We start from the raw sequence: 24322 nt of genomic DNA, 5'->3' as shown, positions 1-24322 counted from the left end.
TTACTCTCAGCTGACGCGGGCCTTACGCACGCCTTCGGACAATGCCGAGCACAGGCTCAGCACGCCGTCGATGGCTTGCTCAGGTGTGGTCGCGTTGGCGATGTGGTCGATCAGCGCCGAACCCACCACCACGCCGTCTGCCAGACGGGCAATGGACGCAGCTTGCTCCGGTGTGCGGATGCCGAAGCCGATGCTGATTGGCAGGTCGGTGTGGCGACGCAAACGGGCGACGGCTTCTTCGACGTGCTCCAGCGTCGCTGCACCAGCACCGGTCACACCGGCCACCGACACGTAGTAAACGAAACCGGAACTGCCATTGAGCACGGTCGGCAGGCGCGCGTCATCGGTGGTCGGGGTGGTCAGGCGGATGAAGTCGATGCCTGCCGTTTGCGCCGGGTCGCACAGCTCGGCGTTATGCTCGGGCGGCATGTCGACCACGATCAGACCGTCAACACCGGCTTCTTTGGCATCGCTGATGAAGCGCGGTACGCCGTAGTAGTGGATCGGGTTGAAGTAACCCATCAGCACCAGCGGAGTGTCGTTGTTGTCTTTGCGGAACTCGCGAACCATTTGCAGGGTTTTCGCCAGGTTCTGTTTGGCGCCCAGGGCGCGGATGTTGGCGAGCTGGATCGCCGGGCCGTCGGCCATCGGATCGGTGAAGGGCATGCCCAACTCGATCACGTCGGCACCCGCCGCTGGTAAACCTTTGAGGATCGCCAGCGAGGTGTCATAGCTCGGGTCGCCGGCCGTGACGAAGGTCACCAGGGCGGCGCGGTTCTGTTCTTTGAGTTCGGCGAAGCGCGTTTGCAGGCGGCTCATCAGTGTTTCTCCTGCTTGGACTGTTCCATGTGGTGCATCACGGTTTGCATGTCTTTGTCGCCACGGCCGGACAGGTTGACCACCATCAGGTGATCTTTCGGCAGGGTCGGTGCGCGTTTGAACACTTCGGCCAGGGCGTGGGCGCTTTCCAGCGCGGGAATAATCCCTTCCAGGCGGCAGCATTTGTGGAAGGCGTCGAGGGCTTCGTGGTCGGTTACCGAGGTGTACTGGACGCGGCCGATGTCATGCAACCAGGCGTGTTCCGGGCCGATGCCCGGATAGTCGAGGCCGGCGGAGATCGAGTGTGCGTCGATGATCTGGCCGTCGTCGTCCTGCAACAGGAAGGTCCGGTTGCCGTGCAGCACGCCCGGTACGCCGCCGTTCAGGCTGGCTGCATGTTTGCCGGTTTCGATGCCATGACCCGCCGCTTCAACGCCGATGATTTCGACGCTTTTGTCATCGAGGAACGGGTGGAACAGGCCCATGGCGTTGGAACCGCCGCCGATGCATGCCACGAGGCTGTCCGGCAGGCGGCCTTCCTGGGCTTGCAGTTGTTCGCGGGTTTCCTTGCCGATCACCGCCTGGAAGTCGCGGACCATCGCCGGATAAGGGTGCGGGCCGGCCACGGTGCCGATCAGGTAGAAGGTGCTGTCGACGTTGGTCACCCAGTCACGCAGGGCTTCGTTCATTGCGTCTTTCAGGGTGCCGGTGCCGGCAACCACCGGGATCACCTCGGCGCCCAGCAGTTTCATGCGGAACACGTTGGCCTGTTGGCGCTCGATGTCGGTGGTGCCCATGTAGATCACGCAATCGAGGCCAAAACGTGCAGCCACGGTGGCGGTGGCCACGCCGTGCATGCCGGCGCCGGTCTCGGCGATGATGCGTTTTTTGCCCATGCGCCGCGCCAGCAGGATCTGGCCGATGCAGTTGTTGATCTTGTGCGCGCCGGTGTGGTTCAGCTCTTCGCGCTTGAGGTAGATCTTCGCGCCGCCGCAGAACTCGGTCAGGCGTTCGGCGAAATACAGCGGGCTTGGGCGACCGACATAGTCGCGCTGGAAGTAGGCCAATTGTTCTTTGAACGCCGGGTCGATCTTGGCCGCTTCGTATTCGCGGGCCAGGTCGAGGATCAACGGCATCAGGGTTTCGGCAACGTAGCGGCCGCCGAACGCGCCAAACAGGCCGTTGGCATCAGGGCCGTTGCGCAGATTAGTCTGGGTCATGGGGCGCTCCAGGTGAATTCGTGAAGTGGCAATGGCATTCACTCTACCCCTGACGTTCCAACCTGAAAACCGATAAGATCGCCGTAACCTGTCAGGAAAACTCACAGATCATATGAGCCACGACCTTCCCCCGCTGAACGCTCTGCGCGCCTTCGAGGCCACCGCCCGCTTGAACAGCGTCAGTCAGGCTGCGGAGCAATTGCACGTGACCCACGGCGCGGTCAGCCGGCAGTTGAAACTGCTGGAGGAACATCTAGGCGTGAGCCTGTTCGTCAAGGATGGGCGCGGCCTGAAACTCACAGATGCCGGCGTGCGGTTGCGCGATGCCAGCAGCGACGCCTTTGAGCGTTTGCGCACTGTGTGCGCCGAGCTGACCCAGAGCACCGCCGACGCGCCGTTCGTGCTCGGGTGCTCCGGCAGCCTGCTGGCGCGCTGGTTCATTCCGCGTCTGGGCCGGTTGAATGCCGACCTGCCGGATTTGCGCTTGCATCTGTCGGCCGGCGAAGGCGATCTCGACCCACGGCGACCGGGGCTCGATGCCTTGTTGGTGTTTGCCGAGCCGCCGTGGCCTGCGGACATGCAGGTGTATGAGTTGGCCAGCGAGCGGATCGGCCCGGTGCTAAGCCCACGCTTTGCCGATTACGACACCCTGCGTCAGGCGCCGGCCGCTGCGCTGCTCAACGAACCCTTGTTGCACACCACCTCACGCCCGCAAGCCTGGCCCAGCTGGGCGCAGCGCAACGGCCTCGACGCCAAAGCGTTGAAGTTCGGGCAGGGTTTCGAGCATTTGTATTATTTGCTGGAGGCGGCGGTGGCCGGGTTGGGCGTGGCGATTGCCCCTGAGCCGCTGGTGGCCGAGGATTTGCAGGCCGGTCGCCTGGTTGCGCCATGGGGTTTTAGCGAAACCCCGGCGCAACTGGCGTTGTGGCTACCCAAGCGCGCCGCGGACGGCCGCGCTCAGCAGTTGGCGCAATGGCTGAAAAACGAGCTGCGCCAAACCCTTTAATTACCGCGTTTGTACAGCAGATATGCCGCCAGCAAACCCAGAGCGCCGACTGCGACGCTGGCGGTGGTCCATGGGTGTTCCTGGGCGTAATCGCGGGTGGCGATCCCGGTTTCACGGGTTTTGACTTTGACTTCTTCGTACGCGTCGCTGAGCAGGTGGCGCGAGTGTTTCAGCGCGCTCTCGGCGTTGCTTTTGAGAGCCTTGAGGGTTTTCAGCGACTCGTCCGAGGCATCGCTCTTCAGGCTTTCCAACGACTTGAGCAGACTCTCGATCTCGGCTTCCATGCTTTGCAATGACGCTTTACGCAACGAGGTGATGGCCATGATGACTCTCCTGCATTGATTGAGTGCGTATGTTGGTTGGGACTCCAGCGGTTCGCGAAAGTGCAGTAAATCTGAGCCTGTACTTGGGAATGGCAGGCACAAGAAATACCGAAAATCGCTGCTAGGCTCTAATCACTACTCAAGGAGAGCGCCATGACTGACCATCACACTTACAAGAAAGTCGAGCTGGTTGGCTCGTCCCCTACCAGTATTGAAGAAGCCATCAACAACGCCCTGGCCGAGGCCAGCAAAAGCATCAAGCACATGGAATGGTTCGAAGTCACCGAAACCCGCGGGCACATCAAGGACGGCCAGGCGGCGCACTTTCAGGTGACGCTCAAGGTCGGTTTCCGGATTGCCAATAGCTGAGGTTGAGCTAGGCTTCTGAACTTGTGCGCTGGCCGATTGCCATAGGGAATGGCAAAGCGCTACTTCGTCTTGGGCGACAGACGCTCAAGTGTTAACGCTTACCCCTTTTGATCCGACCAGGGAATGTGACCGATGAAGAAATTTATGTTGGCGGTGGGTTTGTTGAGCATTGCGGGAACAACCTTTGCGGCGGGCAAGCCGTGCGAAGAGTTGAAAAGCGAGATCGCGGCAAAAATCGACGCCAAGGGCTCCAAAAACTATTCGCTGGAAATCGTTGATAAAGGCGCGGCCGCGGGCGGCAAGGTGGTCGGCAAGTGCGAGGCAGGGAAGAAGGTCATCGTCTACAAGAAGTAGATTGAGTCCGTTGTTTATGTAAAAGCCGACGCCATCGCGTCGGCTTTTTTCTGAGTGCGGTTTGGGGCTCAGCCCTTCATCACTTGCGCCAGCAGTTCGTAGGAATGCAGGCGATCGGCGTGTTCGTACAGATCGCTGGTGAAGATCAGTTCGTCGGCCTGAGTCTGCTCGATCAGCACCTCCAGTTTTGCGCGAATCTTCGCCGGGCTGCCGACCATGGCCAGACCCAGGAAATCACCGACGGCTTCTTTCTCATGAGGCAACCACAGACCGTCCATGGTTTTCACCGGAGGGCGCTGAACCAGGCTTTTGCCGCGCATCAGCGCCAGAATCCGTTGGTAGACCGAGGTCGCCAGGTAATCGGCTTGTTCATCGGTGTCGGCGGCAACCAGCGGCACGCCGAGCATCACGTAGGGTTTATCCAGTACGGCTGAAGGCTTGAAGTGATTGCGGTAAACCCGAATCGCTTCGTGCATATAACGCGGTGCGAAATGCGAGGCGAAGGCGTAAGGCAAACCGCGTTCGCCGGCCAGTTGCGCGCTGAACAGGCTGGAACCCAGCAGCCAGACCGGCACATTGGTGCCCGTGCCGGGCATTGCGATAATGCGCTGGTCCGGCGTCCGTGGGCCGAGGTAGCGCACCAGTTCGGCCACGTCTTCCGGGAAATCGTCGGCGCTGCCGGAGCGCTCACGGCGCAAGGCGCGGGCGGTCAACTGATCGGAACCCGGAGCGCGGCCCAGACCAAGGTCGATTCGCCCCGGATAGAGGCTTTCGAGGGTGCCGAACTGCTCGGCGATCACCAGCGGCGCATGGTTAGGCAGCATCACGCCACCGGAACCGACACGAATGGTCGACGTTCCGCCGGCCAGATAGCCAAGCAGTACGGAAGTCGCGGAACTGGCGATGCCATCCATGTTGTGGTGTTCGGCGACCCAGAAGCGGTTGTAGCCCCACTTCTCGACGTGTTGCGCCAGGTCCAGCGAGTTGCGCAGCGATTGCGCGGGGCTACCGTTCTCGCGAACGGGCACCAGGTCCAGCGTCGAGAACTTGATATCGGACAGTTGTTTCATAAGCCGGCTTCTCCAATGAGGGTACGCAGGCTTTTCTCACCAACGAAAACCTGCCGAATGCATGAGCGTGCTCTATGCAATGTGGGCATATACCCGAGTTTCAATAGCAGACATGAATTTGCCGACCAGATAAGTGGTTCGATCCGACAAGGTGAACTTTGCCCAGTCTTCTATCCTCAGAACCCTGGCAACCGAAAACCATGAAGGCGCGACCCTCGTGCCGGATTTTGAGGAGGCAGAGATGAGTATCAAAAAGAAAGCATCGGCGCATTGGGTCGGTGATCTGAAAACCGGCCTGGGTTCTATCTCGACTGAAACCGGGGTCCTGAAAAATGCACCTTATGGCTTCAAGGCACGTTTTGAAGGCGGCCCGGGCACTAACCCGGAAGAACTGATCGGCGCCGCTCATGCGGGGTGTTTCTCCATGGCATTTTCGATGATTCTCGGTGAGGCTGGCCTCAAGGCCGACACAATTGACACCCATGCCGAGGTGACACTGGATCAGGTCGACGGTGGGTTTGCGATCACTGCCGTGCACCTGACGCTCAAAGCGAAAATCCCCGGCGCCAGCCAGCAGCAGTTCGAAGAGCTGAGCAAAAAAGCCAAAGAGGGCTGCCCGGTGTCCAAAGTGCTGAACGCCAAAATCACGCTTGATGCGACGCTTGTAAGTTGACCGCTCCGCGAAGCAGCTGGCACGCCAGCTGCTTCAAATCAGAACTCGCCGGGTGAATCTGTGGTCGAATAAGTGACAGCAGCTTCAGCGCATAACTGTGCGCGCTGCCTAAAGGGAGCTTCAACCATGAAACGTTTTGCCTTGGCGATTATCTGCAGCGTGCTGGCCACATCGGCCCTGGCGGTCCCCAAATCGTGCGAAGAACTCAAGGCCGAGATCGAAGCCAAGATCCAGGCCAATAATGTGTCGTCTTACACCCTGGAGATCGTCAGCAATGACGAAGTGCACGACCAGAACATGGTGGTCGGCACCTGCGAAAGCGGCACCAGGAAAATCATCTACCAGAAGAACGACAGATAATTCGTCCTACTGCACACAAAAAGTCTGGCTATCTTCGGCGACGAGCTCGCGCTTGGCGTTATACAGCAGGGCGCTGGGCGTGAAGGTCAGCGAGCGAGCTTCGAGCAGGTAACGTTGGCCGGCTTCGAAATGATCGTAGTGCACGGTCAAATAGCACAGTCGGTTTGGCGAGTCGAAGTTCATGCCAAAGCCTCCGTAAAACACCTCGAAGTCGAAGCGAACCTTTAATTCGTGGCTGCCGGGTGTGACCTGGAAGAATCGCCCGTCGTTGAGGGTCTTATTGTCCAGTCTCTCGGCCATGAGGACTTTGCCACCGGGCGTTGGCATGGCGAAGTCGACCCAGGCCATGTTTGGGTTCGCGGCTGGCAGCGGACTCACACAGGCGGTCAGCGAGCTGATAGCGAAAAACAGCAGAGTCCTGCGCATGATTAATTTCCGGGTGGTCAGGTATTAATCATAGCGCCGATCAGGTGCGCCGGCAGCCCACCGGATGCGCCTGGCCAACGACTTTTCGCTGCTGATCGTAGAGCTTGGCCCACGGATGGAAACCAATATTCCCTGCTTGCAGCTGATATCGCTGACCGGCGTTGAAGTCGTTGAATTTCACACTCAACTGACAATCGCGCCACAACGGTTCGGCGTCGGGGCCGATGTCAGTCGGTTGCACCGCAAACAGATAACGCACCTTCAGCTCATGGCTGCCCGGGGGTACTTCGAAGTAGCGTTTATCGACGGAGGCCTTGGCATCGACTTCCAGCGCTTGCAGCGTGGTGCCGTTTTGATGGGGGCCGAGGTCGATCCAGGCTTGTGTCGGGTCGGGTTGTGGCAGTCCGGCACAGCCGGCCAACATCAGCAGGCTTCCAGTTAGCATTAACGCGCGCATAGCGAAGCTCCAGTCAGGCGAGATAGTCTTGCGGGCAGACTCCCCAAGGATGATTCGATGTGATCAGGCCGCTTTCAGGTCATCGGTTACTTGATCGCGTTTTGCGCGTTTTGTTTCCGGCCACACTGCTTTTACTGCTCAACGGTTGCACGAGCGTCAGTTACTACAGTCAGTTGGCCAGCGGTCAGTGGCAATTGCTGCGGGAGCGTGAGCCGGTGAGCGAGGTGATTGCCGACCCCGGGCGCGATGCGAAACTGCGTGCGCGCCTGGCCCAATCACAAAAGGCCCGCGAGTTCGCCAGCCAGCAGTTGCACCTGCCCGACAATAAAAGCTATCGCCTTTATGTCGACATCGGCCGACCGTATGTGGTGTGGAATGTGTTCGCTACGCCGGAGTTTTCCCTCAAACCGCAGAACCATTGCTTTCCGATTGCTGGATGCGTGGCCTACCGCGGGTACTACAGCCAGAGCGCCGCACGAGGTGATGCTGCGCTGCAACGTCAGCAAGGCATGGACGTGTCAATCAGTGGCGTTGAAGCCTATTCGACCCTGGGCTGGTTCAACGACCCGATCATCAGTTCGATGATGAGCTGGGGCAACGAGCGCTTGGCAACGCTGATTTTTCATGAGTTGGCGCATCAGCGTTTTTATGTGAAGGACGACACCGAGTTCAACGAGTCTTTTGCCACCTTCGTCGAGCAGGAAGGGACCCGCCAATGGCGCGCGGCGCGCGGTTTGCCGCCGGCCAGTAAGGCTCAAGAGCAGCAACGCGATCAATTTACCCGATTGGTTCTGGATACCCGTACGCGGCTCGAAAAGCTCTACGCATCGCCCCTGGCGGCTGAGCAAATGCGTCAGGGTAAAGCCGCCGAGTTCGAACGTTTGCGCAGCGACTACCGAGCCCTGCGCGACGGCCAATGGGCTGGCGAGAAGCGCTATGACGCCTGGATCAATGCCCCGATGAACAACGCCAAGTTGCTGCCATTCGGGCTCTATGACCAATGGGTGCCGGCGTTTTCTGTGGTGTTCAAACAATCGGGTGGGGATTGGCTGAAGTTCTATATGGCGGTCGAGAAATTGGGTGCGTTGCCGGTAGAACAACGCAAGGCTGCGTTGAAGGCGTTGGCAGCCCTTTGAGATTTGCGTTGGATGAACTGACGCCATCGCGAGCAAGCTCGCTCCCACATTAGACCGAGTTGTTGGGTAAGTACGCGATCCCCTGTGGGAGCGAGCTTGCTCGCGATGGCGGTGCAACTAGCGCTGCAAAAACGCCTGATGCAACTCGGCCAATGTCTCGAAGTGATACGCCGGTTGTTCGGCGCTCAATTCTTCGTGGCTGCCGAAACCATAGCCCACTGCTGCCGCGTCCAATCCATTGCGCTTGGCACCGATCAGGTCATGTTTGCGGTCGCCGATCATCAGCGTGGTGGCCGGATCCAGGCCTTCTTCGGCCATCAAATGCGCAATCAGCTCGACCTTGTCGGTGCGGGTGCCGTCCAGTTCGCTGCCGTAGATCACCTTGAAGTGCCGATCGAAGCCGAAGTGCCGGGCGATTTCCCGGGCGAAGATCCACGGCTTCGACGTCGCGATATACAGTTGCCGCCCTTGCCCGCTGAGGGTTTCCAGCAGTGGCGTGACACCGTCGAATACCCGGTTCTCGTACAGACCGGTGACCTTGAAACGCTCGCGATAGAAATTCACCGCCTCCCAGGCCTTGGGCTCGTCGAAGTCGTAGAACTGCATGAAGGCTTGCAGCAACGGCGGGCCGATGAAGTGTTCGAGCCTGGTCAGGTCAGGTTCGTCGATCCCCAGTTTGCTCAAGGCGAACTGGATCGAGCGGGTGATGCCCTCACGCGGGTCGGTCAGGGTGCCATCGAGGTCGAATAAAACGGTTTGGTAATGCATGAACATTCCTGAATGAGTCTGCCTAAGTCAGAGCAGGTCGTAGCCTTCGGCCAGATGCAGGTCCTTGAGCTTCACGTAATTCGCCGCGCTGTAGGTGAAAAACGCCCGTTCCTTGTCAGTCAGTGGACGGATCTGTTTCACCGGGCTGCCGACATAGAGGAAGCCACTTTCCAGGCGTTTGCCCGGCGGTACCAGACTGCCAGCGCCAATGATCACCTCATCTTCGACCACCGCACCGTCCATGACGATGCTGCCCATGCCGATCAGAATCCGGTTGCCAACCGCGCAGCCGTGCAGCATGACTTTGTGGGCGATGGTCACGTCATCGCCGATCAGCAGCGGGAAGCCGTCGGGGTTGAAGGGCCCGGCGTGGGTGATGTGCAAAACGCAACCATCCTGCACGCTGGTGCGCTGGCCAACGCGGATGCGGTGCATGTCGCCGCGGATCACGGTCAGTGGCCAGACCGAGCTGTCTTCGCCTATTTCGACGTCGCCGATCACCACCGCCGAGCTGTCGACAAAGGCGCCTTTACCGAGCATGGGGGTGTGGTTCTGGTACTTGCGAAGGGACACGATAGGCTCTCTCTCTGTTGTTGATAGCTGCGGTTGGCGTCGATTGTAATTAAGATGGCCGCATGTTTCTTCCAGCCAAGGTGCCAACCGTGAGCGTGAACAACCCTCTTTTGCAGTCCTACGACCTGCCGCCGTTCTCGACGATCCGCGCCGAGCACGTACAACCGGCCATCGATCAGATTCTCGCGGACAACCGCGCCGCCATCGCCGAGATCCTCAAAAGCCAGGGCAAACAGCCTACCTGGGCGGGTCTGGTGCTGGCGATGGACGAACTGAACGATCGTCTGGGCGCGGCCTGGAGCCCGGTCAGTCACCTGAACGCGGTGTGCAACAGCGCCGAATTGCGTGAGGCTTACGAGTCCTGCCTGCCGGCACTGAGCGCCTACGCCACCGAATTGGGCCAGAACCGTGAACTGTTCGAGGCCTATGAGGCCCTGGTCAACAGCCCGGAAGCAGCCGGTTTCGACGTCGCGCAAAAAACCATTCTCGAACACGCGCTGCGTGACTTCCGTCTGTCGGGTATCGATTTGCCTGCGCCTGAGCAAAAGCGTTATGCCGAGGTGCAGAGCAAACTGTCCGAGCTGGGCAGCCATTTCTCTAATCAATTGCTTGATGCCACCCAGGCCTGGACCAAACACATCACCGATGAAGCGGCCCTCGCCGGCCTGACCGATTCAGCCAAGGCGCAGATGGCCGCCGCCGCCCAAGCCAAAGATCTGGACGGCTGGCTGATCAGCCTGGAATTCCCGAGCTACTACGCGGTGATGACCTACGCCCATGACCGCGCGTTGCGCGAAGAAGTCTACGCCGCTTACTGCACCCGTGCGTCGGACCAAGGCCCGAACGCCGGTCAGAACGATAACAGCCCGGTGATGGAAGAGATCCTCGACCTGCGTCAGGAACTGGCCAAGTTGCTGGGTTTCGCCAGTTTCTCGGAGCTGAGTCTGGCGACCAAAATGGCCGAGTCCAGCGATCAGGTGCTGAGCTTCCTGCGCGATCTGGCCAAGCGCAGCAAACCGTTCGCCGCGCAGGATCTGGAACAACTCAAGGCTTATGCCGCCGAACAGGGCTGCCCGGATCTGCAAAGCTGGGACAGCGGTTTCTACGGCGAAAAACTCCGTGAACAGCGTTACAGCGTCGCCCAGGAAGCGCTACGTGCGTATTTCCCGATCGATAAAGTACTGAGCGGTCTGTTCGCCATCGTCCAGCGTCTGTACGGCATCGAAATCGCCGAGCTGAAAGGCTTCGACACCTGGCACCCGGACGTTCGCCTGTTCGAAATCAAGGAAAACGGCCAGCACGTCGGGCGCTTCTTCTTCGACCTGTATGCCCGCGCCAACAAGCGTGGCGGTGCCTGGATGGACGGCGCCCGCGATCATCGCCGCACTGCCAAAGGTGTGCTGCAAAGCCCGGTGGCTAACCTGGTGTGCAACTTCACTCCGGCCGACAGCGGCAAGCCTGCCCTGCTGACCCACGATGAAGTCACCACGCTGTTCCACGAATTCGGTCACGGCCTGCATCACTTGCTGACCCGCGTCGAATATTCTGGCGTATCCGGTATCAACGGCGTGGCGTGGGACGCGGTCGAGTTGCCAAGTCAGTTCATGGAAAACTGGTGCTGGGAGCCGGAAGGCCTGGCGCTGATCTCCGGTCATTACGAAACCGGCGAGCCACTGCCGCAGGACCTGCTGCAAAAAATGCTCGCGGCGAAGAATTTCCAGTCCGGGCTGATGATGGTGCGTCAGCTGGAATTCTCGCTGTTCGACTTCGAATTGCACGCCACTCACGGCGACGGCCGTAGCGTGCTGCAAGTGCTCGAAGGCGTGCGTGATGAGGTTTCGGTAATGCGTCCGCCGGCCTACAACCGTTTCCCTAACAGCTTCGCGCACATCTTCGCCGGCGGTTACGCGGCGGGCTACTACAGCTACAAATGGGCTGAAGTGCTGTCGGCCGATGCCTTCTCGAAATTCGAGGAGGATGGCGTGCTCAATGCGGCCACCGGTCGTGCGTTCCGCGAGGCGATTCTGGCGCGCGGCGGTTCTCAGGAGCCGATGGTGCTGTTCGTCGATTTCCGCGGACGTGCGCCGTCGATTGACGCACTCTTGCGCCACAGCGGCCTCAACGAGGACGCGGCAGCATGAGTGACGGACCTGTGAGCAAAACCAAGAAGCGCTTCATCGCCGGGGCTGTCTGCCCGGCGTGCAGTGAGCCGGACAAGCTGATGATGTGGAGCGAAGACGACGTGCCGCACCGCGAATGCGTGGCCTGCGGTTATTCCGACACGCTGAACGAGCAAGGTCTGTCAGTGCCCAAGGAATTGGGAACGCGGGTCAACACCACCGCGTTGAAGGTCCCGGACGCCAAGGTTCAGGCTGTGCAGTTCTTTCCAAATCCGAAGCTGAAGAAAAAGCCCGACGATCATTCCTGATCATCCCGCGCTTTGAAATCCGCCTTTGAGCCTGAACGCTCAAGGGCGGTATTTATCTGGCACTACAATTCTCTATTGCAGGTCCGCAATCCGCCTTACCTGATCGGGTAAGGGGCTTGTTGCGGCGTGCCCCTCAGATCTTCGGTTGTTCGCTGTTGACCGTTTTGAGCCAGCTTTTCATCGAGCAGGTGGCAAACACGCTGGTACTGCAATCGCCATTGGCCAAAGCCGTACGCAGTTTGTCGACATCTGCCTGCATCATGTAGCGAATACCGTTCTTGAAGTGGGTAGTGTCGTTGAAGCCACCCTGAGTCATTTCGCTCAGCGCATCTTCCTTGCTCCAGCCTTGCACTACCACACGGTACATCGCGGCTATCAGGCCAGTACGGTCCGACCCTCGCTTACCGTGAATCAATACCGGGCCTTTGCTTTGACCGGTTTGAATGGCCCGCAACGCGCTCAGGACTTCGCTGTCATCAACATGGCTGGTTTTGTACGGCAATTGCACCAGGTTAATACCGGGTGTCGATAGCCAGCTTGCGTCGGACTCGGGCAGAAAATTGATCACCGTCTCGACCTGGAGTTTTTCCAGCAGCGGCAGCGCTCCGCGATCCGGGAGTGCGCTGCGGTAGAGGGTCGGTGACATCTGGTAAAGGTCGTACTGCGCCTCGACGGGCTGGGCCCACTCACCGGGACGGATGGATTGGGATTGCTCGACCTGAACCTGACCGAACGCAAATAACGCCATGAACGACAGGCACAGTGCGAGCAGGAGGCGGTTTTTCGACATGAGTCAGAGGGCCGTGGATGAAGGAATGGGTGACTAAATTCCAGCCTGAACCCTGATCAGTCAAAGCTCTGTGAGGGGCGTGTCAAAGAATCGTTAAGCCTGACGGTGCCGTCGACGTTAACGAGGACGGTATTTGTCAGGTGTTTGTCGGATCAGGAAGTGCTGGATGGGGTGAACTTTAGATGGGCAGAGAACGCTTAACGATGTTGGGGGATTAATGAAATGTTATTAATGGATTTTAAATTGTTCTAACTAACGCCTGCGAAAATATTTTTGCAGGCGTTAGTTTTTGAGTCGCAGTCCGTATTATAAAGTGCCGGACCAGGCCCAATTATGGACTTACAATGCTTGCATACGCTTTGGCCAATGCCAGCAGCTTGGCTTTGTCATTGGCATCGATGTCGCCATCGCCGTCCACATCCTTTTTAACGGTCCCGATGCTGAAGGACTGGCCTCGGTCGCTGGAAGTCGCGGTGATAAAAATCGAGTCCACCAGTGTTTCAGTCTGGACTTCGTTTTCTGCATCCCAGCCCAGTTCTTTTCGTGCAAGTTGCATCGAAACCTGTGCTTCCTGAGGGCTAACAATAGAGGGGGCCAGCAGTTGAAGAAAAATACCGCGTTGATTGAAGAAAGACATTGTTAAATCCTTTTAATGGTTGTCCAGTAGGTTGTTGCGTGTGCCAAGGATAATACGGGAGATTTTTATCGGGTGACCAATGGTTATATGTTTCTCGTTCTTACGCTTATGGGTTGTTTAACAAGTAGTTGTATAAAACGGATAGGGCTTTAACTTGGCGCCTTTGCTGAAGGTGCCGAACGGCACTGGCCTGACAGCAAGTCTTCCGATACTGTACGAACATACAGCTATAGGATTTTTTCCAATGTCCACGCCCTTGCCACCTCGCGGACGCGGCACCGCCGCCAACCCGCACAATCGCTTTGCGCCGAACCGTTCGGTGGCCGAGGACGATGGCTGGTATCAGGAAGCACCGCTGACCCAGGGCACCGAGGTGCGCATCGAGACGGCGAAAACCATCATCACCCGTAACAACTCACCCGACCTGCCTTTCGACCGTTCGATCAATCCCTATCGAGGTTGCGAACACGGCTGCATCTACTGCTATGCGCGGCCCAGCCATGCCTATTGGGACCTGTCGCCGGGCCTGGATTTCGAGACGAAGCTGATCGCCAAAAGCAACGCTGCCGACGTACTGGAGCAACAGCTTTCCAAACGCGGTTATCAGTGCGCGCCGATCAACCTGGGCTCCAACACCGATCCCTATCAGCCGATCGAGCGCGAACACAAAATCACCCGTCGAATTCTCCAGGTGCTGCTGCGTTACCGGCATCCGGTGACGATTATCACCAAGGGCTCATTGATTCTTCGCGATCTGGATCTGCTCAGCGAACTCGCCGAACAGCGGCTGGTGGCGGTGATGATCAGTCTGACCAGCCTCGACGACGAGCTCAAACGCATTCTTGAGCCGCGAACGGCTGCCCCGAAGGCGCGGTTGCGGGCGATTCGGGTCATGCGCGAGGCCGGAATTCCGGTGGGCGTCTTGTGTTCGCCGATGATCCCGATGATCAATGACAGTGAACTGGAAAGCCTGCTGACCGAAGCACACGCGGCCGGTGCGCAGAGTGCGGCCTATATGATGTTGCGCCTGCCGTTGGAAGTGGCGCCGCTGTTCGAGGAATGGCTGGCGGCTCACTATCCGCAACGTGCAGCCCATGTGTTGAGTTTGATCCGCCAAAGCCGCGGCGGTGAACTGTATGACAGCCGCTTTGGTGCTCGCATGCGCGGTGAAGGCCCGTTCGCCGACCTGCTGGCGCAACGCTTCGCCAAAACGATAAAACGTCTTGGGCTCAATCAACGTGAAAGCTTCAATCTGGACTGCGCAGCCTTTTGTCCGCCGGGTGCTCAAATGTCGTTGCTTTAGCAACATTTGGCCTATGGTTGAGGAGTGACAAACAGCTCGCTGTTTGTACGCTGGTCACGTTTTTTGTGACCTGTAACACAAGTTCTAGAGCGGTTTATTCAGTTTGAGTTAAGTTTCGCTAGGTACCTTGTTCATCGAGTGACTGGACGGTCACTGATCGGTGGTCCGGATGTTTTCTAACCAGTCGCTGGCTTTATCCCAGGTAAAACGGGAATATTTCCCTACTCCGTCAAAGAGGATGAATTATGAGTGACAAGGATAAACAGCCGTTGGCTGCGTCGGCATCCGCCCTGCCCGAGGCCGAAAGCGCCGATGCAGCGCTGCAGCACATCGTTGACGGTTTTTTACACTTCCACCACGAGGTCTTTCCGCAACAGGAAGAGCTCTTCAAGAAACTCGCTACGGCTCAGCGGCCCAAAGCGATGTTCATTGCGTGCGCGGACTCGCGCATCGTTCCCGAATTGATTACCCAAAGTGCCCCTGGCGATCTGTTCGTCACCCGCAACGTCGGCAACGTAGTGCCGCCCTATGGCCAGATGAATGGCGGGGTTTCCACGGCCATCGAATATGCGGTGCTGGCCCTTGGCGTGCAGCACATCATCATTTGTGGGCACTCCGATTGCGGTGCCATGCGTGCGGTACTCAATCCGCAAAGCCTGGAAAAGATGCCCACGGTCAAAGCCTGGCTGCGTCACGCCGAGGTGGCAAAAACCATGGTCCAGGAAAACTGCCATTGCGCTGACGAAAACGAAAGCATGCAGGTGCTCACTGAAGAAAACGTCATTGCCCAGTTGCAGCATTTGCGTACTCACCCCTCAGTGGCCTCGCGCATGGCCAACGGTCAGCTGTTTATCCATGGCTGGGTCTACAGCATCGAAACCAGCGAAATCAAAGCCTACGATGCGGACCAAGGGCGTTTCCTGCCTCTGGATGGCAGCCATCCGATTCCCGTGGCGACGCCCAAAGCGCGCTTCTAAATCCTCCTAAACACCTTGTCTGGTCTGGCCAAGACTGCTGAAAAAGCGGTCGGGCTTCGCCACGCCTGAAGAATCTCAGGAGAACGCTAATGCATGCTGCGCAATTGAAAGCTGTTTTGCCACGGGAGCTGCTGGCTTCGGTGGTGGTGTTTCTGGTTGCCCTGCCCTTGTGCATGGGTATTGCAATCGCTTCCGGCATGCCGCCGGCCAAGGGCCTGATTACCGGAATTATCGGTGGTCTGGTGGTCGGTTGGCTGGCCGGTTCGCCGCTGCAAGTCAGCGGTCCGGCTGCGGGGCTGGCGGTATTGGTCTTTGAATTGGTGCGCCAGCATGGCCTGGCGATGCTCGGGCCGATTCTATTATTGGCCGGGTTTCTGCAACTGGTGGCGGGACGTTTACGCCTGGGGTGCTGGTTTCGTGTGACGGCGCCGGCAGTGGTTTACGGCATGCTGGCGGGCATCGGTGTGTTGATCGTGCTGTCGCAGGTGCATGTAATGCTCGACGGTGTGCCCAAACCCTCGGGCCTGGATAACCTCAGCGGGTTTCCGGCGGCCGTTGCCCAAGCCTTGCCGACTCTGGGGGGTGGATTGGGTTGGCAGGCCGGTCTGCTGGGGCTGTCGACGATTCTGGTGATGGGCTTGTGGGAGAAGTTTCGTCCGCAATCGCTGCGTTTCATCCCCGGCGCCTTGCTTGGTGTGGGGTTGGCGACCCTTGTCAGTCTGGCGCTGGCATTGAACGTCAAACGGGTCGAAGTTCCGGCGAATCTGGCCGAGGCGATTGACTGGCTGAAGCCGGTCGACCTGTTGAATCTGGCCGACCCCAATCTGCTGATCGCCGCCTTCGCCGTGGCCTTCATCGCCAGTGCCGAAACCCTGCTCTCGGCCGCCGCGGTGGATCGCATGCACAGCGGCGAGCGTTCGGATTTCGACCGCGAATTGTCAGCCCAGGGTGTGGGCAACATGCTCTGCGGGCTGGTCGGTGCGCTACCGATGACGGGGGTGATCGTACGCAGTTCAGCCAACGTACAGGCGGGCGCCAAGACGCGGTTGTCGGCGATTCTCCACGGTGTCTGGCTGCTGGCGTTTGTGTTGCTGCTGTCCAGTGTGCTGCAAAGCATTCCGGTGGCCAGTCTGGCCGGCGTGCTGGTGTATACCGGGGTGAAACTGGTGGATTTGAAGGCATTTCGCGGACTGGGACGGTATGGCCGGATGCCAATGTTCACCTATGCGGTGACTGCGCTGGCGATCATCTTCAGCGATTTGCTGACCGGGGTGCTGATCGGTTTTGGCCTGACTCTGGCGAAGTTGGCCTGGAAGGCCTCGCGGTTGAAGATCAGCCTGATCGACCTTCCGGAAGAAGGTGAAATGGAGTTGCGACTGGTGGGTGCTGCGACCTTTCTCAAAGTGCCGGCGTTGACCCAGGTGCTGGGGGCTATCCCGGCCGGTTCGACGGTGCATGTGCCGCTGAATAACTTGAGTTACATCGACCACTCATGCCTGGAACTGCTTGAGGAATGGGGGCGGGCCAATGCCAGCAAAGGCTCGAAACTGCTGATCGAGGCGCGCGGCTTGAAGCGCAGGCTGGAGGGGCGGTTGCGGACAACCGTGGGGGTAGGTTCCGTCAGATAGATAACAGTGTGGGAGCGAGCAAGCCCGCTCCCACAGGTGTTAGGTTTTTACAGTTAGATCAGGCGGCTGGCTGATCCAGCTCCAGACCTACGCCCAACTGGCGCGATAAACACGGCCAGCGCTTCCAGGCAGCGCCAGTGTCCGGGCTGTTAAGTTTTTCCCGGTAGGCTTCGACGGACTCCAGCGCGAAGCTTTCTTCATTCAGCATCTCGTCAACGGCGTGATGCACAGCCTCATCCAGCTGATTGGCGAACTCCTCGCCGATCAATTGGTGGGCAATCAGGTTGGCGACAGTCATGTCCAATGGGATCAGTGGCTGGCCGAAATGTTTGATGTAGAGGTCGTTAACCTCTTCTACCAGGCGATGTGCCAGGTAGGCTTCGTCCAGCAGGCTATCCAGGCCAACGTGACCGGCAATGATCGCCGGTGGCTGGAGGAAGAACTGCTCGGCAATTTTCAGCACCGGTTTGATCTGCGACTCGATACCCGCTTCGCGAGCTACATCGTTGGCGGCGTCGAGCAGGTCCGGCACTTGTTCTATATAGGCTGCAACAAAACGGGTCATCACGCCTTTCGCGTCAACGTCAGGCAGTTGGATAGCGGAATGCAGGTGTGGCAATTGGACTTCCAGCTGACGAGTCAGCTGACCGGTTTCAGCTTCATGTTGTTGGGCACGTTGAATCTGCTCGCGCAATGCGGCGGTGTTCATGAAAACTCCAGGAAACGAAGGCAAGGAAATAGGGGAAGACATAAGTTAGCCGGCTTATAAAAGTGGCTAAGACGTATTTGTCATAATTATTTCACCTTTGATGCCGCTGCGTTATATCGATTTGCCATCACCGATCCCACATCCTTCTCCATTCGTGGCCTGCGGCGCAAGTGCCAGGTGTTTCAGTTCATTTACGCCCTCGCGTTGCGAGGTCGCACTCGCTGTCTATACTCGGTTCTGAATGGAGTTAGCTGATGACGCCCGACTGCATAGGCAGCAAGGCCCGGCGATTCAAGTTCGTAGTCTGAAAAAAGCCGCTCCCTTGCCACCGGTGTTAGCCGGCGGGATAACAAGAACGATAAGGGGAACCCGCAATGATGCGACATCCACACGTCTGGATGGGCCTCCTGTTGTGGTCGATTTTCAGCCAGGCGCAAGCGGCCTGGACTGTGAATATGGCGCCTGGAGCGACTGAGATCAGTCACGCAGTATTCGATCTGCACATGACCATTTTCTGGATCTGTGTGGTGATCGGCATCATCGTTTTCGGCGCCATGTTCTGGTCGATGATGATGCATCGACGCTCCACCGGGCAGGTGGCCGCCAAGTTCCATGAAAGTACGACGGTCGAGATCCTCTGGACCGTGGTGCCTTTCATCATTCTGGTTGCCATGGCCGTTCCGGCGACCGCGACCCTGATCAAGATGTACGACACCAGCGAGCCGGATATCGATATCCAGGTCACCGGTTATCAGTGGAAGTGGCACTACAAATACCTTGGCCAGGACGTCGAGTTCTTCAGCAATCTGGCCACACCGCAAGAGCAAATCCACAACCAGAGCGCCAAAGGCGAACACTACCTGCTCGAAGTCGATCAGCCGCTGGTGCTGCCGACCGGTGCCAAGGTGCGTTTTCTGGTGACCTCTGCCGATGTCATCCACTCGTGGTGGGTGCCGGCGTTTGCGGTCAAGCGCGATGCGATTCCCGGGTTCGTCAACGAAGCCTGGACCCGGGTCGACAAGCCAGGCATCTACCGTGGTCAGTGCGCTGAACTGTGCGGCAAGGACCACGGTTTCATGCCGATCGTGGTCGACGTCAAAACCAGGGCCGATTACGACACCTGGCTGTCCGATCGCAAAGCCGACGCCGCCAAGCTCAAAGAGCTGACCAGCAAAGAGTGGACCCTCGACGAGCTGAAGGAACGCGGCGACAAGATTTATCACACCACCTGCGCTGCCTGTCACCAGCCCGAAGGCCAGGGTATGCCGCCGCTGTTCCCGGCTCTCAAGGGCTCGCCAATCGCGACCGGGCCAATAGAGGACCACCTGCACCGCGTGTTCTTTGGCAAACCCGGCACCGCCATGGCGGCGTTCGGCAAGCAGTTGTCGGAAGTCGATATCGCCGCCGTCGTGACCTACGAACGCAATGCCTGGGGCAACAACAAAGGCGACATGGTCACCCCTAAAGACGTACTGGTCCTCAAACAGGCGGCAAGCAAATGACGCGGTCTATTGCGTGTTCCCGTGAACGCTTGGGGTTAAGCACCCCGAGCCGCCCAGCCCACCCGTTTGCAGGAGACAGGCCATGAATGCCGTGAACGATGAACACGGTCATGCAATCGTCGACAACCACGTCCACGGTCCCGCCAAGGGCCTGATGCGCTGGGTGCTGACCACCAACCACAAAGACATCGGCACGCTGTACCTGTGGTTCAGCTTTACGATGTTCCTGCTTGGCGGTTCGTTTGCCATGGTGATCCGCGCCGAGTTGTTCCAGCCCGGATTGCAGATCGTCGAACCGGCGTTCTTCAATCAGATGACCACCATGCACGGCCTGGTGATGGTCTTCGGTGCGGTGATGCCGGCGTTTGTCGGCCTCGCCAACTGGATGATCCCGCTGATGATCGGCGCGCCGGACATGGCCCTGCCGCGGATGAACAACTTCAGCTTCTGGCTGCTGCCGGCAGCGTTCCTGCTGCTGGTGTCGACGCTGTTCATGCCGGGCGGCGGACCAAACTTCGGCTGGACCTTCTACGCCCCGCTATCGACGACCTATGCGCCGGAAAGCGTGACCTTCTTCATCTTCGCCATCCACCTGATGGGTATCAGCTCGATCATGGGCGCGATCAACGTGATTGCGACCATCCTCAATCTGCGTGCTCCGGGCATGACCCTGATGAAAATGCCGCTGTTCGTCTGGACCTGGCTGATCACCGCGTTCCTGTTGATCGCGGTAATGCCGGTGCTGGCGGGTTGCGTGACCATGATGCTGATGGACATCCACTTCGGCACCAGCTTCTTCAGCGCTGCGGGTGGCGGTGACCCGGTGCTGTTCCAGCACGTGTTCTGGTTCTTTGGCCACCCCGAGGTGTACATCATGATCCTGCCGGCGTTCGGTGCCGTCAGCTCGATCATTCCGACCTTCGCCCGCAAGCCGCTGTTCGGCTACACCTCGATGGTCTACGCCACGGCGAGTATTGCCTTCCTGTCGTTCATCGTCTGGGCGCACCACATGTTCGTGGTCGGCATCCCGCTGGTGGGCGAGTTGTTCTTCATGTACGCGACGCTGCTGATCGCGGTGCCGACCGGGGTCAAGGTGTTCAACTGGGTCAGCACCATGTGGCAGGGCTCGCTGACCTTCGAGACACCGATGCTGTTTGCCGTGGCGTTCGTGATCCTGTTCTCCATTGGCGGGTTCTCCGGGTTGATGCTGGCCATCGCCCCGGCGGACTTCCAGTACCAGGACACCTACTTCGTGGTCGCGCACTTCCACTACGTACTGGTGCCGGGCGCGATCTTCGGGATCTTCGCTTCGGCCTACTACTGGATGCCGAAATGGACCGGCCACATGTATGACGAAACTCTCGGCAAGCTGCACTTCTGGCTGTCGTTCATCGGCATGAACATGGCCTTCTTCCCGATGCACTTCGTGGGTCTAGCGGGCATGCCGCGGCGGATTCCGGACTACAACCTGCAGTTCGCCGACTTCAACATGGTGTCGTCGATTGGTGCGTTCACCTTCGGTGCGACGCAGATCTTCTTCCTGTTCATCGTGATCAAGACCATTCGCGGCGGCCCGGCAGCGCCGGCGAAACCTTGGGAAGGGGCAGAAGGCCTGGAGTGGAGCGTGCCTTCGCCGGCGCCGTACCACACCTTCGTCACGCCGCCGGAAGTGAAATGAACAGCCTCGCTCCCACAAGGTTCTATTTCTATATAGAGACCCGCCGCCATGGCTGACTCTATTTCCATGAAAAAGCTGGTCACCCGACTGCTGCTGGTGGTGGCCGGTATGTTCGTCTTCGGTTTTGCCCTGGTGCCGATCTATGACGTGATGTGCAAGGCGTTCGGCATCAACGGAAAAACCGCCGGGCAGTACGAAGGCGAGCAGGTGGTCGATAAGTCGCGGCAAATCCGCGTGCAGTTTCTGTCGACCAACGCCGTGGACATGGTCTGGGAGTTTTATCCCAAGGCCGACGACATGGTGATCAATCCGGGTGCGGTGAACGAGATGATCTTTGTCGCCCGCAACCCGACCGATCACCCGATGAGTGCGCAGGCGATACCGAGCATTTCTCCGGGCGACTCAGCGGTGTATTTCCACAAGACCGAGTGCTTTTGCTTCACCCAGCAGGTACTGCAACCCGGTGAACGGATCGAAATGCCCGTACGTTTCATCGTTGACCGCGAGATTTCCAAGGATGTGAAGCACCTGACGCTGGCTTACACGCTGTTCGATATCACCGCACGTCATCCACCGGTCGTGGCCAACACCAATGCCGGTCCTTGAGACGTTCAAGCGTGCCCGATAAGGAGAACAATAAATGGCAATTCATGAGCACTATTACGTTCCCGCCCAGAGCAAATGGCCGATCATTGCCACGGTCGGCATGTTCGTCACCGTGTTTGGCCTGGCCACCTGGTTCAACGATCTCAAGGCAGCACGCCCGGAATCCCACGGCCCGCTGATCTTCTTTGTTGGCGGCCTGTTGCTGGCCTACATGCTGTTCGGCTGGTTCGGTACGGTGATCAAGGAGAGCCGCGCAGGACTGTATAGCTCGCAGCTCGATCGCTCGTTCCGCTGGGGCATGAGCTGGTTCATTTTCTCCGAGGTGATGTTCTTCATTGCCTTTTTTGGTGCGCTGTTCTACGTGCGCAACCTGTCCGGGCCGTGGCTCGGTGGTGCGGGCGACAAGGGCATCACGCACATGCTCTGGCCGAGCTTCCAGTTTGCCTGGCCGCTGCTGAACACCCCCGACCCGACACTCTTCCCGCCACCCAAGGAAGTCATCAGCCCCTGGGGCTTGCCGCTGCTGAACACGGTATTGCTGGTCAGTTCCAGCGTCACGGTGACCATCGCCCACCATGCCTTGAAGAAGGGCCATCGCGACGCACTGAAAATCTGGCTCGCACTGACGGTGCTGCTGGGTTGTGGGTTTCTCGGCTTCCAGGCCAAGGAATACATCCACGCGTATCACGAGCTGGGGCTGACCCTGGGCTCAGGCGTATATGGCGCAACCTTCTTCATGCTCACCGGTTTCCACGGTGCTCACGTGACCATCGGCTCGATCATCCTGTTCGTGATGCTGATGCGGATCATGCGTGGTCATTTCGACGGCGAGCACCATTTCGGTTTCGAGGCGGCCACCTGGTATTGGCACTTCGTCGATGTGGTGTGGATCGGTCTGTTTGTTTTCGTTTACGTGCTCTGAGGCAGCGCTTACCAGGGCGCGCTGGACACCAACTGGCCGCTGAAGAATCCCCAGGCAATCAAGCCGACGGTGATAGCCGCCAGGCTGACACGAACACTTAAGGCGATGACCAGGCGGTTTGAGCTGCTGTCGTCCTTGACCAGAAAAAACAGGCCGCTGAACAGGCTGACAACCGTGGCAATCAGCATCAGGACGATGGCTGCTTTGAGCATGGTGAGACTCCGGGGGGAATACGATGCACTTGAGTATAGCTAGCCGGACTACAGACTTTATGGCGGCGCCATGAAGCGCTTTGCGCCGGGCATCGCGCCGACCCTGGTGGTGCTTGTGTTGCTGCCGTTGCTGGTCTTTCTGGGCTTTTGGCAATTGAGCCGGGGCGAGCAGAAGCGCGTATTGCTGGAGAGCTACGCCGAACGTCGCGCGGCTGAACCAATGGCCAGCGAACAACTGTCGAGCACACAAGACCCGGCATTCCGGCGCGTTCGCCTGCATGGCCAGTTCGATGCCGCCCACACTTACCTGTTGGACAACCGCACCCGCAATGGCCGGCCTGGGGTCGAGTTGCTGCAACCCTTTCACGACCAGGCCAGCGGCCTCTGGTTATTGCTCAATCGTGGCTGGATGCCGTGGCCGGACCGGCGCACACCGCCGGTGTTCACCACCCCGGAACAATCCTTGAGCCTCGACGCCTGGGTGTATGTCGCACCGGGCGCGACCTTTCAGCTGCACGCCGATCCAGCGAATGCCAACTGGCCACGGCTGGTGACGGCGATCGATCCGGCCAAGCTCTGGAGCGAGTTGGGCCGCAACGGTTTTGCGTACGAATTACGTGAAGAGGCGGGCCCGGCGTCCTACCAGGCCGATTGGCCGGTCGTGGCCATGGGGCCGGAAAAACACCTCGGTTATGCCGTGCAGTGGTTCGCCATGGCGTGCGCACTGTTCGGCCTTTATCTCTACCTCGGCTGGTACAACGCAAGGGAGAAACAGCATGGGAGCGGCCATGAATCCACCCAACATGTCTGAAGCGCAGGTGCCACACCGTCGTCGTGGGCGCTGGCAGTTGGTCCTGATCCTGCTGATGGTGATCGGTCCGATGATCCTCGCCACCGGCATGTACAAATTGCAGTTCTGGGTGCCGGACGGCCGCAGCTATCACGGTGAACTGATCGGCAACGGTCAGAGCCGCGCCGAGCTGGGGGTACAGGCGGATGAAGACCGTTGGCAGATGCTGGTCACCGCGCCGCAGGACTGTTCGGTGGATTGTCAGCAACTGGTGTACCTGGCCCGGCAGATTCAGGTCGGTCTGGGGCGGGATGCTTCGCGTGCCAGTCATGCATTGGCCACTGCCCAACCCTTGAGCGCGGACTATGAGGCTAAGCTCAAACGTGAGTACCCGCAGTTGCAGCGTTACCCGCTGGAACTGTCGACCTACAGCAAAAACGTTCAGGGCAAGGGATCGGCGCAGCTGTGGATCATCGACCCCCACGGCAACCTGGTGCTGCGCTACGACCCCACCGTTAAAGGCAAGGACCTGCTCAACGATCTGCGTCACCTGTTGAAACTGTCGAACATCGGATAAGGGCATCGT

General features: G+C 58.8%; 29 protein-coding genes. 17 read left to right on the top strand and 12 right to left on the bottom strand.

The annotated features are described in order from the left end of the window. Window positions 1-6: 6 nt before the first annotated feature. Both trpA and trpB read right to left on the bottom strand, forming a co-directional pair. Window positions 7-819, bottom strand: coding sequence for a tryptophan synthase subunit alpha (gene trpA, locus AC1RPZ_RS03580; protein WP_493134968.1), 813 nt, complete (start codon window positions 817-819; stop codon window positions 7-9). Next, complete coding sequence (trpB, locus tag AC1RPZ_RS03575; RefSeq protein WP_493134965.1) at window positions 819-2039, bottom strand: tryptophan synthase subunit beta; 1221 nt, start codon at window positions 2037-2039, stop codon at window positions 819-821. Before trpB ends, trpA begins: the two co-directional genes overlap by 1 nt. A gap of 112 nt (window positions 2040-2151) precedes the next feature. Between trpB and AC1RPZ_RS03570 the strand changes: the two genes are divergently transcribed. Further along, window positions 2152-3045, top strand: a complete 894-nt coding sequence (locus AC1RPZ_RS03570; RefSeq protein ID WP_493134963.1) for a LysR family transcriptional regulator — start codon at window positions 2152-2154, stop codon at window positions 3043-3045. Here the strand turns inward: AC1RPZ_RS03570 and AC1RPZ_RS03565 are convergent. After that, window positions 3042-3368 (bottom strand): ElaB/YgaM/YqjD family protein, encoded by a 327-nt coding sequence (locus AC1RPZ_RS03565; protein ID WP_493062809.1) that lies wholly within the window; start codon window positions 3366-3368, stop codon window positions 3042-3044. The two genes, AC1RPZ_RS03570 and AC1RPZ_RS03565, sit on opposite strands and share 4 nt — an antisense overlap. Window positions 3369-3521: 153 nt before the next feature. On the opposite strand from AC1RPZ_RS03565, the gene AC1RPZ_RS03560 reads away from it, so the two are divergent. Further along, window positions 3522-3737 (top strand): dodecin, encoded by a 216-nt coding sequence (locus AC1RPZ_RS03560; protein WP_123427033.1) that lies wholly within the window; start codon window positions 3522-3524, stop codon window positions 3735-3737. A 132-nt stretch (window positions 3738-3869) separates the two neighbouring features. Further along, window positions 3870-4091, top strand: coding sequence for a DUF1161 domain-containing protein (locus tag AC1RPZ_RS03555; RefSeq protein ID WP_123427032.1), 222 nt, complete (start codon window positions 3870-3872; stop codon window positions 4089-4091). A 68-nt stretch (window positions 4092-4159) separates the two neighbouring features. Here the strand turns inward: AC1RPZ_RS03555 and AC1RPZ_RS03550 are convergent, their stop codons facing one another. Continuing rightward, complete coding sequence (locus AC1RPZ_RS03550) at window positions 4160-5161, bottom strand: LLM class flavin-dependent oxidoreductase (protein WP_493134961.1); 1002 nt, start codon at window positions 5159-5161, stop codon at window positions 4160-4162. A 241-nt stretch (window positions 5162-5402) separates the two neighbouring features. Between AC1RPZ_RS03550 and AC1RPZ_RS03545 the strand changes: the two genes are divergently transcribed. Beyond that, window positions 5403-5834: an OsmC family protein gene (locus tag AC1RPZ_RS03545; protein WP_493134959.1), complete on the top strand. Its 432-nt coding sequence runs from the start codon at window positions 5403-5405 to the stop codon at window positions 5832-5834. A 126-nt stretch (window positions 5835-5960) separates the two neighbouring features. After that, the gene (locus AC1RPZ_RS03540) at window positions 5961-6194 is read left to right on the top strand and encodes a DUF1161 domain-containing protein (protein ID WP_493134957.1); all 234 of its coding nucleotides are present in this window, start codon (window positions 5961-5963) and stop codon (window positions 6192-6194) included. A gap of 6 nt (window positions 6195-6200) precedes the next feature. Here AC1RPZ_RS03540 and AC1RPZ_RS03535 read toward each other — a convergent pair whose 3' ends face one another. Continuing rightward, entirely contained in the window at window positions 6201-6620 is a 420-nt protein-coding gene (locus tag AC1RPZ_RS03535; protein ID WP_493134955.1) for a PA0061/PA0062 family lipoprotein, read from the bottom strand. A gap of 40 nt (window positions 6621-6660) precedes the next feature. Further along, a complete protein-coding gene (locus AC1RPZ_RS03530) occupies window positions 6661-7077 on the bottom strand; it encodes a PA0061/PA0062 family lipoprotein (protein ID WP_493134953.1) in 417 nt (138 codons plus the stop codon). Between the two features lie 59 nt (window positions 7078-7136). Here AC1RPZ_RS03530 and AC1RPZ_RS03525 point away from each other — a divergent pair, with 59 nt between their 5' ends. Continuing rightward, complete coding sequence (locus tag AC1RPZ_RS03525; protein ID WP_493134951.1) at window positions 7137-8213, top strand: aminopeptidase; 1077 nt, start codon at window positions 7137-7139, stop codon at window positions 8211-8213. Between the two features lie 117 nt (window positions 8214-8330). Here AC1RPZ_RS03525 and AC1RPZ_RS03520 read toward each other — a convergent pair whose 3' ends face one another. Beyond that, window positions 8331-8981, bottom strand: a complete 651-nt coding sequence (locus AC1RPZ_RS03520) for an HAD family hydrolase (protein WP_493134947.1) — start codon at window positions 8979-8981, stop codon at window positions 8331-8333. 27 nt (window positions 8982-9008) lie between these two features. Continuing rightward, window positions 9009-9554, bottom strand: coding sequence for a gamma carbonic anhydrase family protein (locus tag AC1RPZ_RS03515; protein WP_493134944.1), 546 nt, complete (start codon window positions 9552-9554; stop codon window positions 9009-9011). 62 nt (window positions 9555-9616) lie between these two features. Here AC1RPZ_RS03515 and prlC point away from each other — a divergent pair, with 62 nt between their 5' ends. Continuing rightward, the gene (gene prlC, locus AC1RPZ_RS03510; RefSeq protein ID WP_493134942.1) at window positions 9617-11695 is read left to right on the top strand and encodes an oligopeptidase A; all 2079 of its coding nucleotides are present in this window, start codon (window positions 9617-9619) and stop codon (window positions 11693-11695) included. Further along, window positions 11692-11982 (top strand): YheV family putative zinc ribbon protein, encoded by a 291-nt coding sequence (locus AC1RPZ_RS03505; protein WP_401120127.1) that lies wholly within the window; start codon window positions 11692-11694, stop codon window positions 11980-11982. Before prlC ends, AC1RPZ_RS03505 begins: the two co-directional genes overlap by 4 nt. Before the next feature lie 133 nt (window positions 11983-12115). On the opposite strand, the gene AC1RPZ_RS03500 is transcribed toward AC1RPZ_RS03505, so the two are convergent. Together AC1RPZ_RS03500 and AC1RPZ_RS03495 are read right to left on the bottom strand one after the other, a co-directional pair. Next, window positions 12116-12772 (bottom strand): protein-tyrosine phosphatase family protein, encoded by a 657-nt coding sequence (locus AC1RPZ_RS03500; protein ID WP_493134941.1) that lies wholly within the window; start codon window positions 12770-12772, stop codon window positions 12116-12118. 331 nt (window positions 12773-13103) lie between these two features. Next, complete coding sequence (locus AC1RPZ_RS03495; protein ID WP_493134939.1) at window positions 13104-13409, bottom strand: hypothetical protein; 306 nt, start codon at window positions 13407-13409, stop codon at window positions 13104-13106. 244 nt (window positions 13410-13653) lie between these two features. Between AC1RPZ_RS03495 and AC1RPZ_RS03490 the strand changes: the two genes are divergently transcribed. From AC1RPZ_RS03490 to AC1RPZ_RS03480, 3 genes are all read left to right on the top strand, one after another. Continuing rightward, complete coding sequence (locus AC1RPZ_RS03490; protein ID WP_493134937.1) at window positions 13654-14712, top strand: PA0069 family radical SAM protein; 1059 nt, start codon at window positions 13654-13656, stop codon at window positions 14710-14712. Window positions 14713-14957: 245 nt separating this feature from the next. Continuing rightward, window positions 14958-15689, top strand: coding sequence for a carbonic anhydrase (locus AC1RPZ_RS03485; protein WP_493134935.1), 732 nt, complete (start codon window positions 14958-14960; stop codon window positions 15687-15689). Window positions 15690-15778: 89 nt separating this feature from the next. Beyond that, window positions 15779-17317, top strand: a complete 1539-nt coding sequence (locus AC1RPZ_RS03480; RefSeq protein ID WP_493134933.1) for a SulP family inorganic anion transporter — start codon at window positions 15779-15781, stop codon at window positions 17315-17317. 58 nt (window positions 17318-17375) lie between these two features. Here the strand turns inward: AC1RPZ_RS03480 and AC1RPZ_RS03475 are convergent, their stop codons facing one another. After that, the gene (locus AC1RPZ_RS03475; RefSeq protein ID WP_493134931.1) at window positions 17376-18026 is read right to left on the bottom strand and encodes a hypothetical protein; all 651 of its coding nucleotides are present in this window, start codon (window positions 18024-18026) and stop codon (window positions 17376-17378) included. Window positions 18027-18400: 374 nt separating this feature from the next. Here AC1RPZ_RS03475 and coxB point away from each other — a divergent pair, with 374 nt between their 5' ends. From coxB to AC1RPZ_RS03455, 4 genes are all read left to right on the top strand, one after another. Beyond that, on the top strand, window positions 18401-19528 hold the full coding sequence (gene coxB, locus AC1RPZ_RS03470; RefSeq protein ID WP_493134929.1) for a cytochrome c oxidase subunit II: 1128 nt from the start codon (window positions 18401-18403) through the stop codon (window positions 19526-19528). Window positions 19529-19610: 82 nt separating this feature from the next. Next, window positions 19611-21206, top strand: coding sequence for a cytochrome c oxidase subunit I (gene ctaD / locus AC1RPZ_RS03465; protein WP_493134927.1), 1596 nt, complete (start codon window positions 19611-19613; stop codon window positions 21204-21206). A 48-nt stretch (window positions 21207-21254) separates the two neighbouring features. Next, a complete protein-coding gene (locus AC1RPZ_RS03460) occupies window positions 21255-21812 on the top strand; it encodes a cytochrome c oxidase assembly protein (RefSeq protein ID WP_493134925.1) in 558 nt (185 codons plus the stop codon). Between the two features lie 34 nt (window positions 21813-21846). After that, entirely contained in the window at window positions 21847-22734 is an 888-nt protein-coding gene (locus AC1RPZ_RS03455) for a cytochrome c oxidase subunit 3 (RefSeq protein WP_493134923.1), read from the top strand. 8 nt (window positions 22735-22742) lie between these two features. Here the strand turns inward: AC1RPZ_RS03455 and AC1RPZ_RS03450 are convergent, their stop codons facing one another. Further along, window positions 22743-22946, bottom strand: a complete 204-nt coding sequence (locus AC1RPZ_RS03450) for a twin transmembrane helix small protein (RefSeq protein ID WP_123427013.1) — start codon at window positions 22944-22946, stop codon at window positions 22743-22745. A 70-nt stretch (window positions 22947-23016) separates the two neighbouring features. Here AC1RPZ_RS03450 and AC1RPZ_RS03445 point away from each other — a divergent pair, with 70 nt between their 5' ends. Further along, window positions 23017-23757, top strand: coding sequence for an SURF1 family protein (locus AC1RPZ_RS03445; protein WP_493134920.1), 741 nt, complete (start codon window positions 23017-23019; stop codon window positions 23755-23757). Continuing rightward, window positions 23723-24313, top strand: a complete 591-nt coding sequence (locus AC1RPZ_RS03440; RefSeq protein WP_493134918.1) for a PA_0111/PP_0108 family redox-active disulfide protein — start codon at window positions 23723-23725, stop codon at window positions 24311-24313. The genes AC1RPZ_RS03445 and AC1RPZ_RS03440 overlap by 35 nt, the downstream gene beginning before the upstream one ends. The last annotated feature ends 9 nt before the right edge of the window (window positions 24314-24322 follow it).

It is taken from the genome of Pseudomonas sp. GW822-FHT02D10 (assembly GCF_058802345.1).
This window is presented reverse-complemented; position numbering and strand designations above follow the sequence as displayed.

What these genes read in the sequence shown, in the direction of transcription:
- trpA (WP_493134968.1), bottom strand. Translation starts at nt 819, where the DNA reads ATGAGCCGCCTGCAAACGCGCTTCGCCGAACTCAAAGAACAGAACCGC.
- trpB (WP_493134965.1), bottom strand. Translation starts at nt 2,039, where the DNA reads ATGACCCAGACTAATCTGCGCAACGGCCCTGATGCCAACGGCCTGTTT.
- AC1RPZ_RS03570 (WP_493134963.1), top strand. Translation starts at nt 2,152, where the DNA reads ATGAGCCACGACCTTCCCCCGCTGAACGCTCTGCGCGCCTTCGAGGCC.
- AC1RPZ_RS03565 (WP_493062809.1), bottom strand. Translation starts at nt 3,368, where the DNA reads ATGGCCATCACCTCGTTGCGTAAAGCGTCATTGCAAAGCATGGAAGCC.
- AC1RPZ_RS03560 (WP_123427033.1), top strand. Translation starts at nt 3,522, where the DNA reads ATGACTGACCATCACACTTACAAGAAAGTCGAGCTGGTTGGCTCGTCC.
- AC1RPZ_RS03555 (WP_123427032.1), top strand. Translation starts at nt 3,870, where the DNA reads ATGAAGAAATTTATGTTGGCGGTGGGTTTGTTGAGCATTGCGGGAACA.
- AC1RPZ_RS03550 (WP_493134961.1), bottom strand. Translation starts at nt 5,161, where the DNA reads ATGAAACAACTGTCCGATATCAAGTTCTCGACGCTGGACCTGGTGCCC.
- AC1RPZ_RS03545 (WP_493134959.1), top strand. Translation starts at nt 5,403, where the DNA reads ATGAGTATCAAAAAGAAAGCATCGGCGCATTGGGTCGGTGATCTGAAA.
- AC1RPZ_RS03540 (WP_493134957.1), top strand. Translation starts at nt 5,961, where the DNA reads ATGAAACGTTTTGCCTTGGCGATTATCTGCAGCGTGCTGGCCACATCG.
- AC1RPZ_RS03535 (WP_493134955.1), bottom strand. Translation starts at nt 6,620, where the DNA reads ATGCGCAGGACTCTGCTGTTTTTCGCTATCAGCTCGCTGACCGCCTGT.
- AC1RPZ_RS03530 (WP_493134953.1), bottom strand. Translation starts at nt 7,077, where the DNA reads ATGCGCGCGTTAATGCTAACTGGAAGCCTGCTGATGTTGGCCGGCTGT.
- AC1RPZ_RS03520 (WP_493134947.1), bottom strand. Translation starts at nt 8,981, where the DNA reads ATGCATTACCAAACCGTTTTATTCGACCTCGATGGCACCCTGACCGAC.
- prlC (WP_493134942.1), top strand. Translation starts at nt 9,617, where the DNA reads ATGTTTCTTCCAGCCAAGGTGCCAACCGTGAGCGTGAACAACCCTCTT.
- AC1RPZ_RS03505 (WP_401120127.1), top strand. Translation starts at nt 11,692, where the DNA reads ATGAGTGACGGACCTGTGAGCAAAACCAAGAAGCGCTTCATCGCCGGG.
- AC1RPZ_RS03500 (WP_493134941.1), bottom strand. Translation starts at nt 12,772, where the DNA reads ATGTCGAAAAACCGCCTCCTGCTCGCACTGTGCCTGTCGTTCATGGCG.
- AC1RPZ_RS03495 (WP_493134939.1), bottom strand. Translation starts at nt 13,409, where the DNA reads ATGTCTTTCTTCAATCAACGCGGTATTTTTCTTCAACTGCTGGCCCCC.
- AC1RPZ_RS03490 (WP_493134937.1), top strand. Translation starts at nt 13,654, where the DNA reads ATGTCCACGCCCTTGCCACCTCGCGGACGCGGCACCGCCGCCAACCCG.
- AC1RPZ_RS03485 (WP_493134935.1), top strand. Translation starts at nt 14,958, where the DNA reads ATGAGTGACAAGGATAAACAGCCGTTGGCTGCGTCGGCATCCGCCCTG.
- AC1RPZ_RS03480 (WP_493134933.1), top strand. Translation starts at nt 15,779, where the DNA reads ATGCATGCTGCGCAATTGAAAGCTGTTTTGCCACGGGAGCTGCTGGCT.
- AC1RPZ_RS03475 (WP_493134931.1), bottom strand. Translation starts at nt 18,026, where the DNA reads ATGAACACCGCCGCATTGCGCGAGCAGATTCAACGTGCCCAACAACAT.
- coxB (WP_493134929.1), top strand. Translation starts at nt 18,401, where the DNA reads ATGATGCGACATCCACACGTCTGGATGGGCCTCCTGTTGTGGTCGATT.
- ctaD (WP_493134927.1), top strand. Translation starts at nt 19,611, where the DNA reads ATGAATGCCGTGAACGATGAACACGGTCATGCAATCGTCGACAACCAC.
- AC1RPZ_RS03460 (WP_493134925.1), top strand. Translation starts at nt 21,255, where the DNA reads ATGGCTGACTCTATTTCCATGAAAAAGCTGGTCACCCGACTGCTGCTG.
- AC1RPZ_RS03455 (WP_493134923.1), top strand. Translation starts at nt 21,847, where the DNA reads ATGGCAATTCATGAGCACTATTACGTTCCCGCCCAGAGCAAATGGCCG.
- AC1RPZ_RS03450 (WP_123427013.1), bottom strand. Translation starts at nt 22,946, where the DNA reads ATGCTCAAAGCAGCCATCGTCCTGATGCTGATTGCCACGGTTGTCAGC.
- AC1RPZ_RS03445 (WP_493134920.1), top strand. Translation starts at nt 23,017, where the DNA reads ATGAAGCGCTTTGCGCCGGGCATCGCGCCGACCCTGGTGGTGCTTGTG.
- AC1RPZ_RS03440 (WP_493134918.1), top strand. Translation starts at nt 23,723, where the DNA reads ATGGGAGCGGCCATGAATCCACCCAACATGTCTGAAGCGCAGGTGCCA.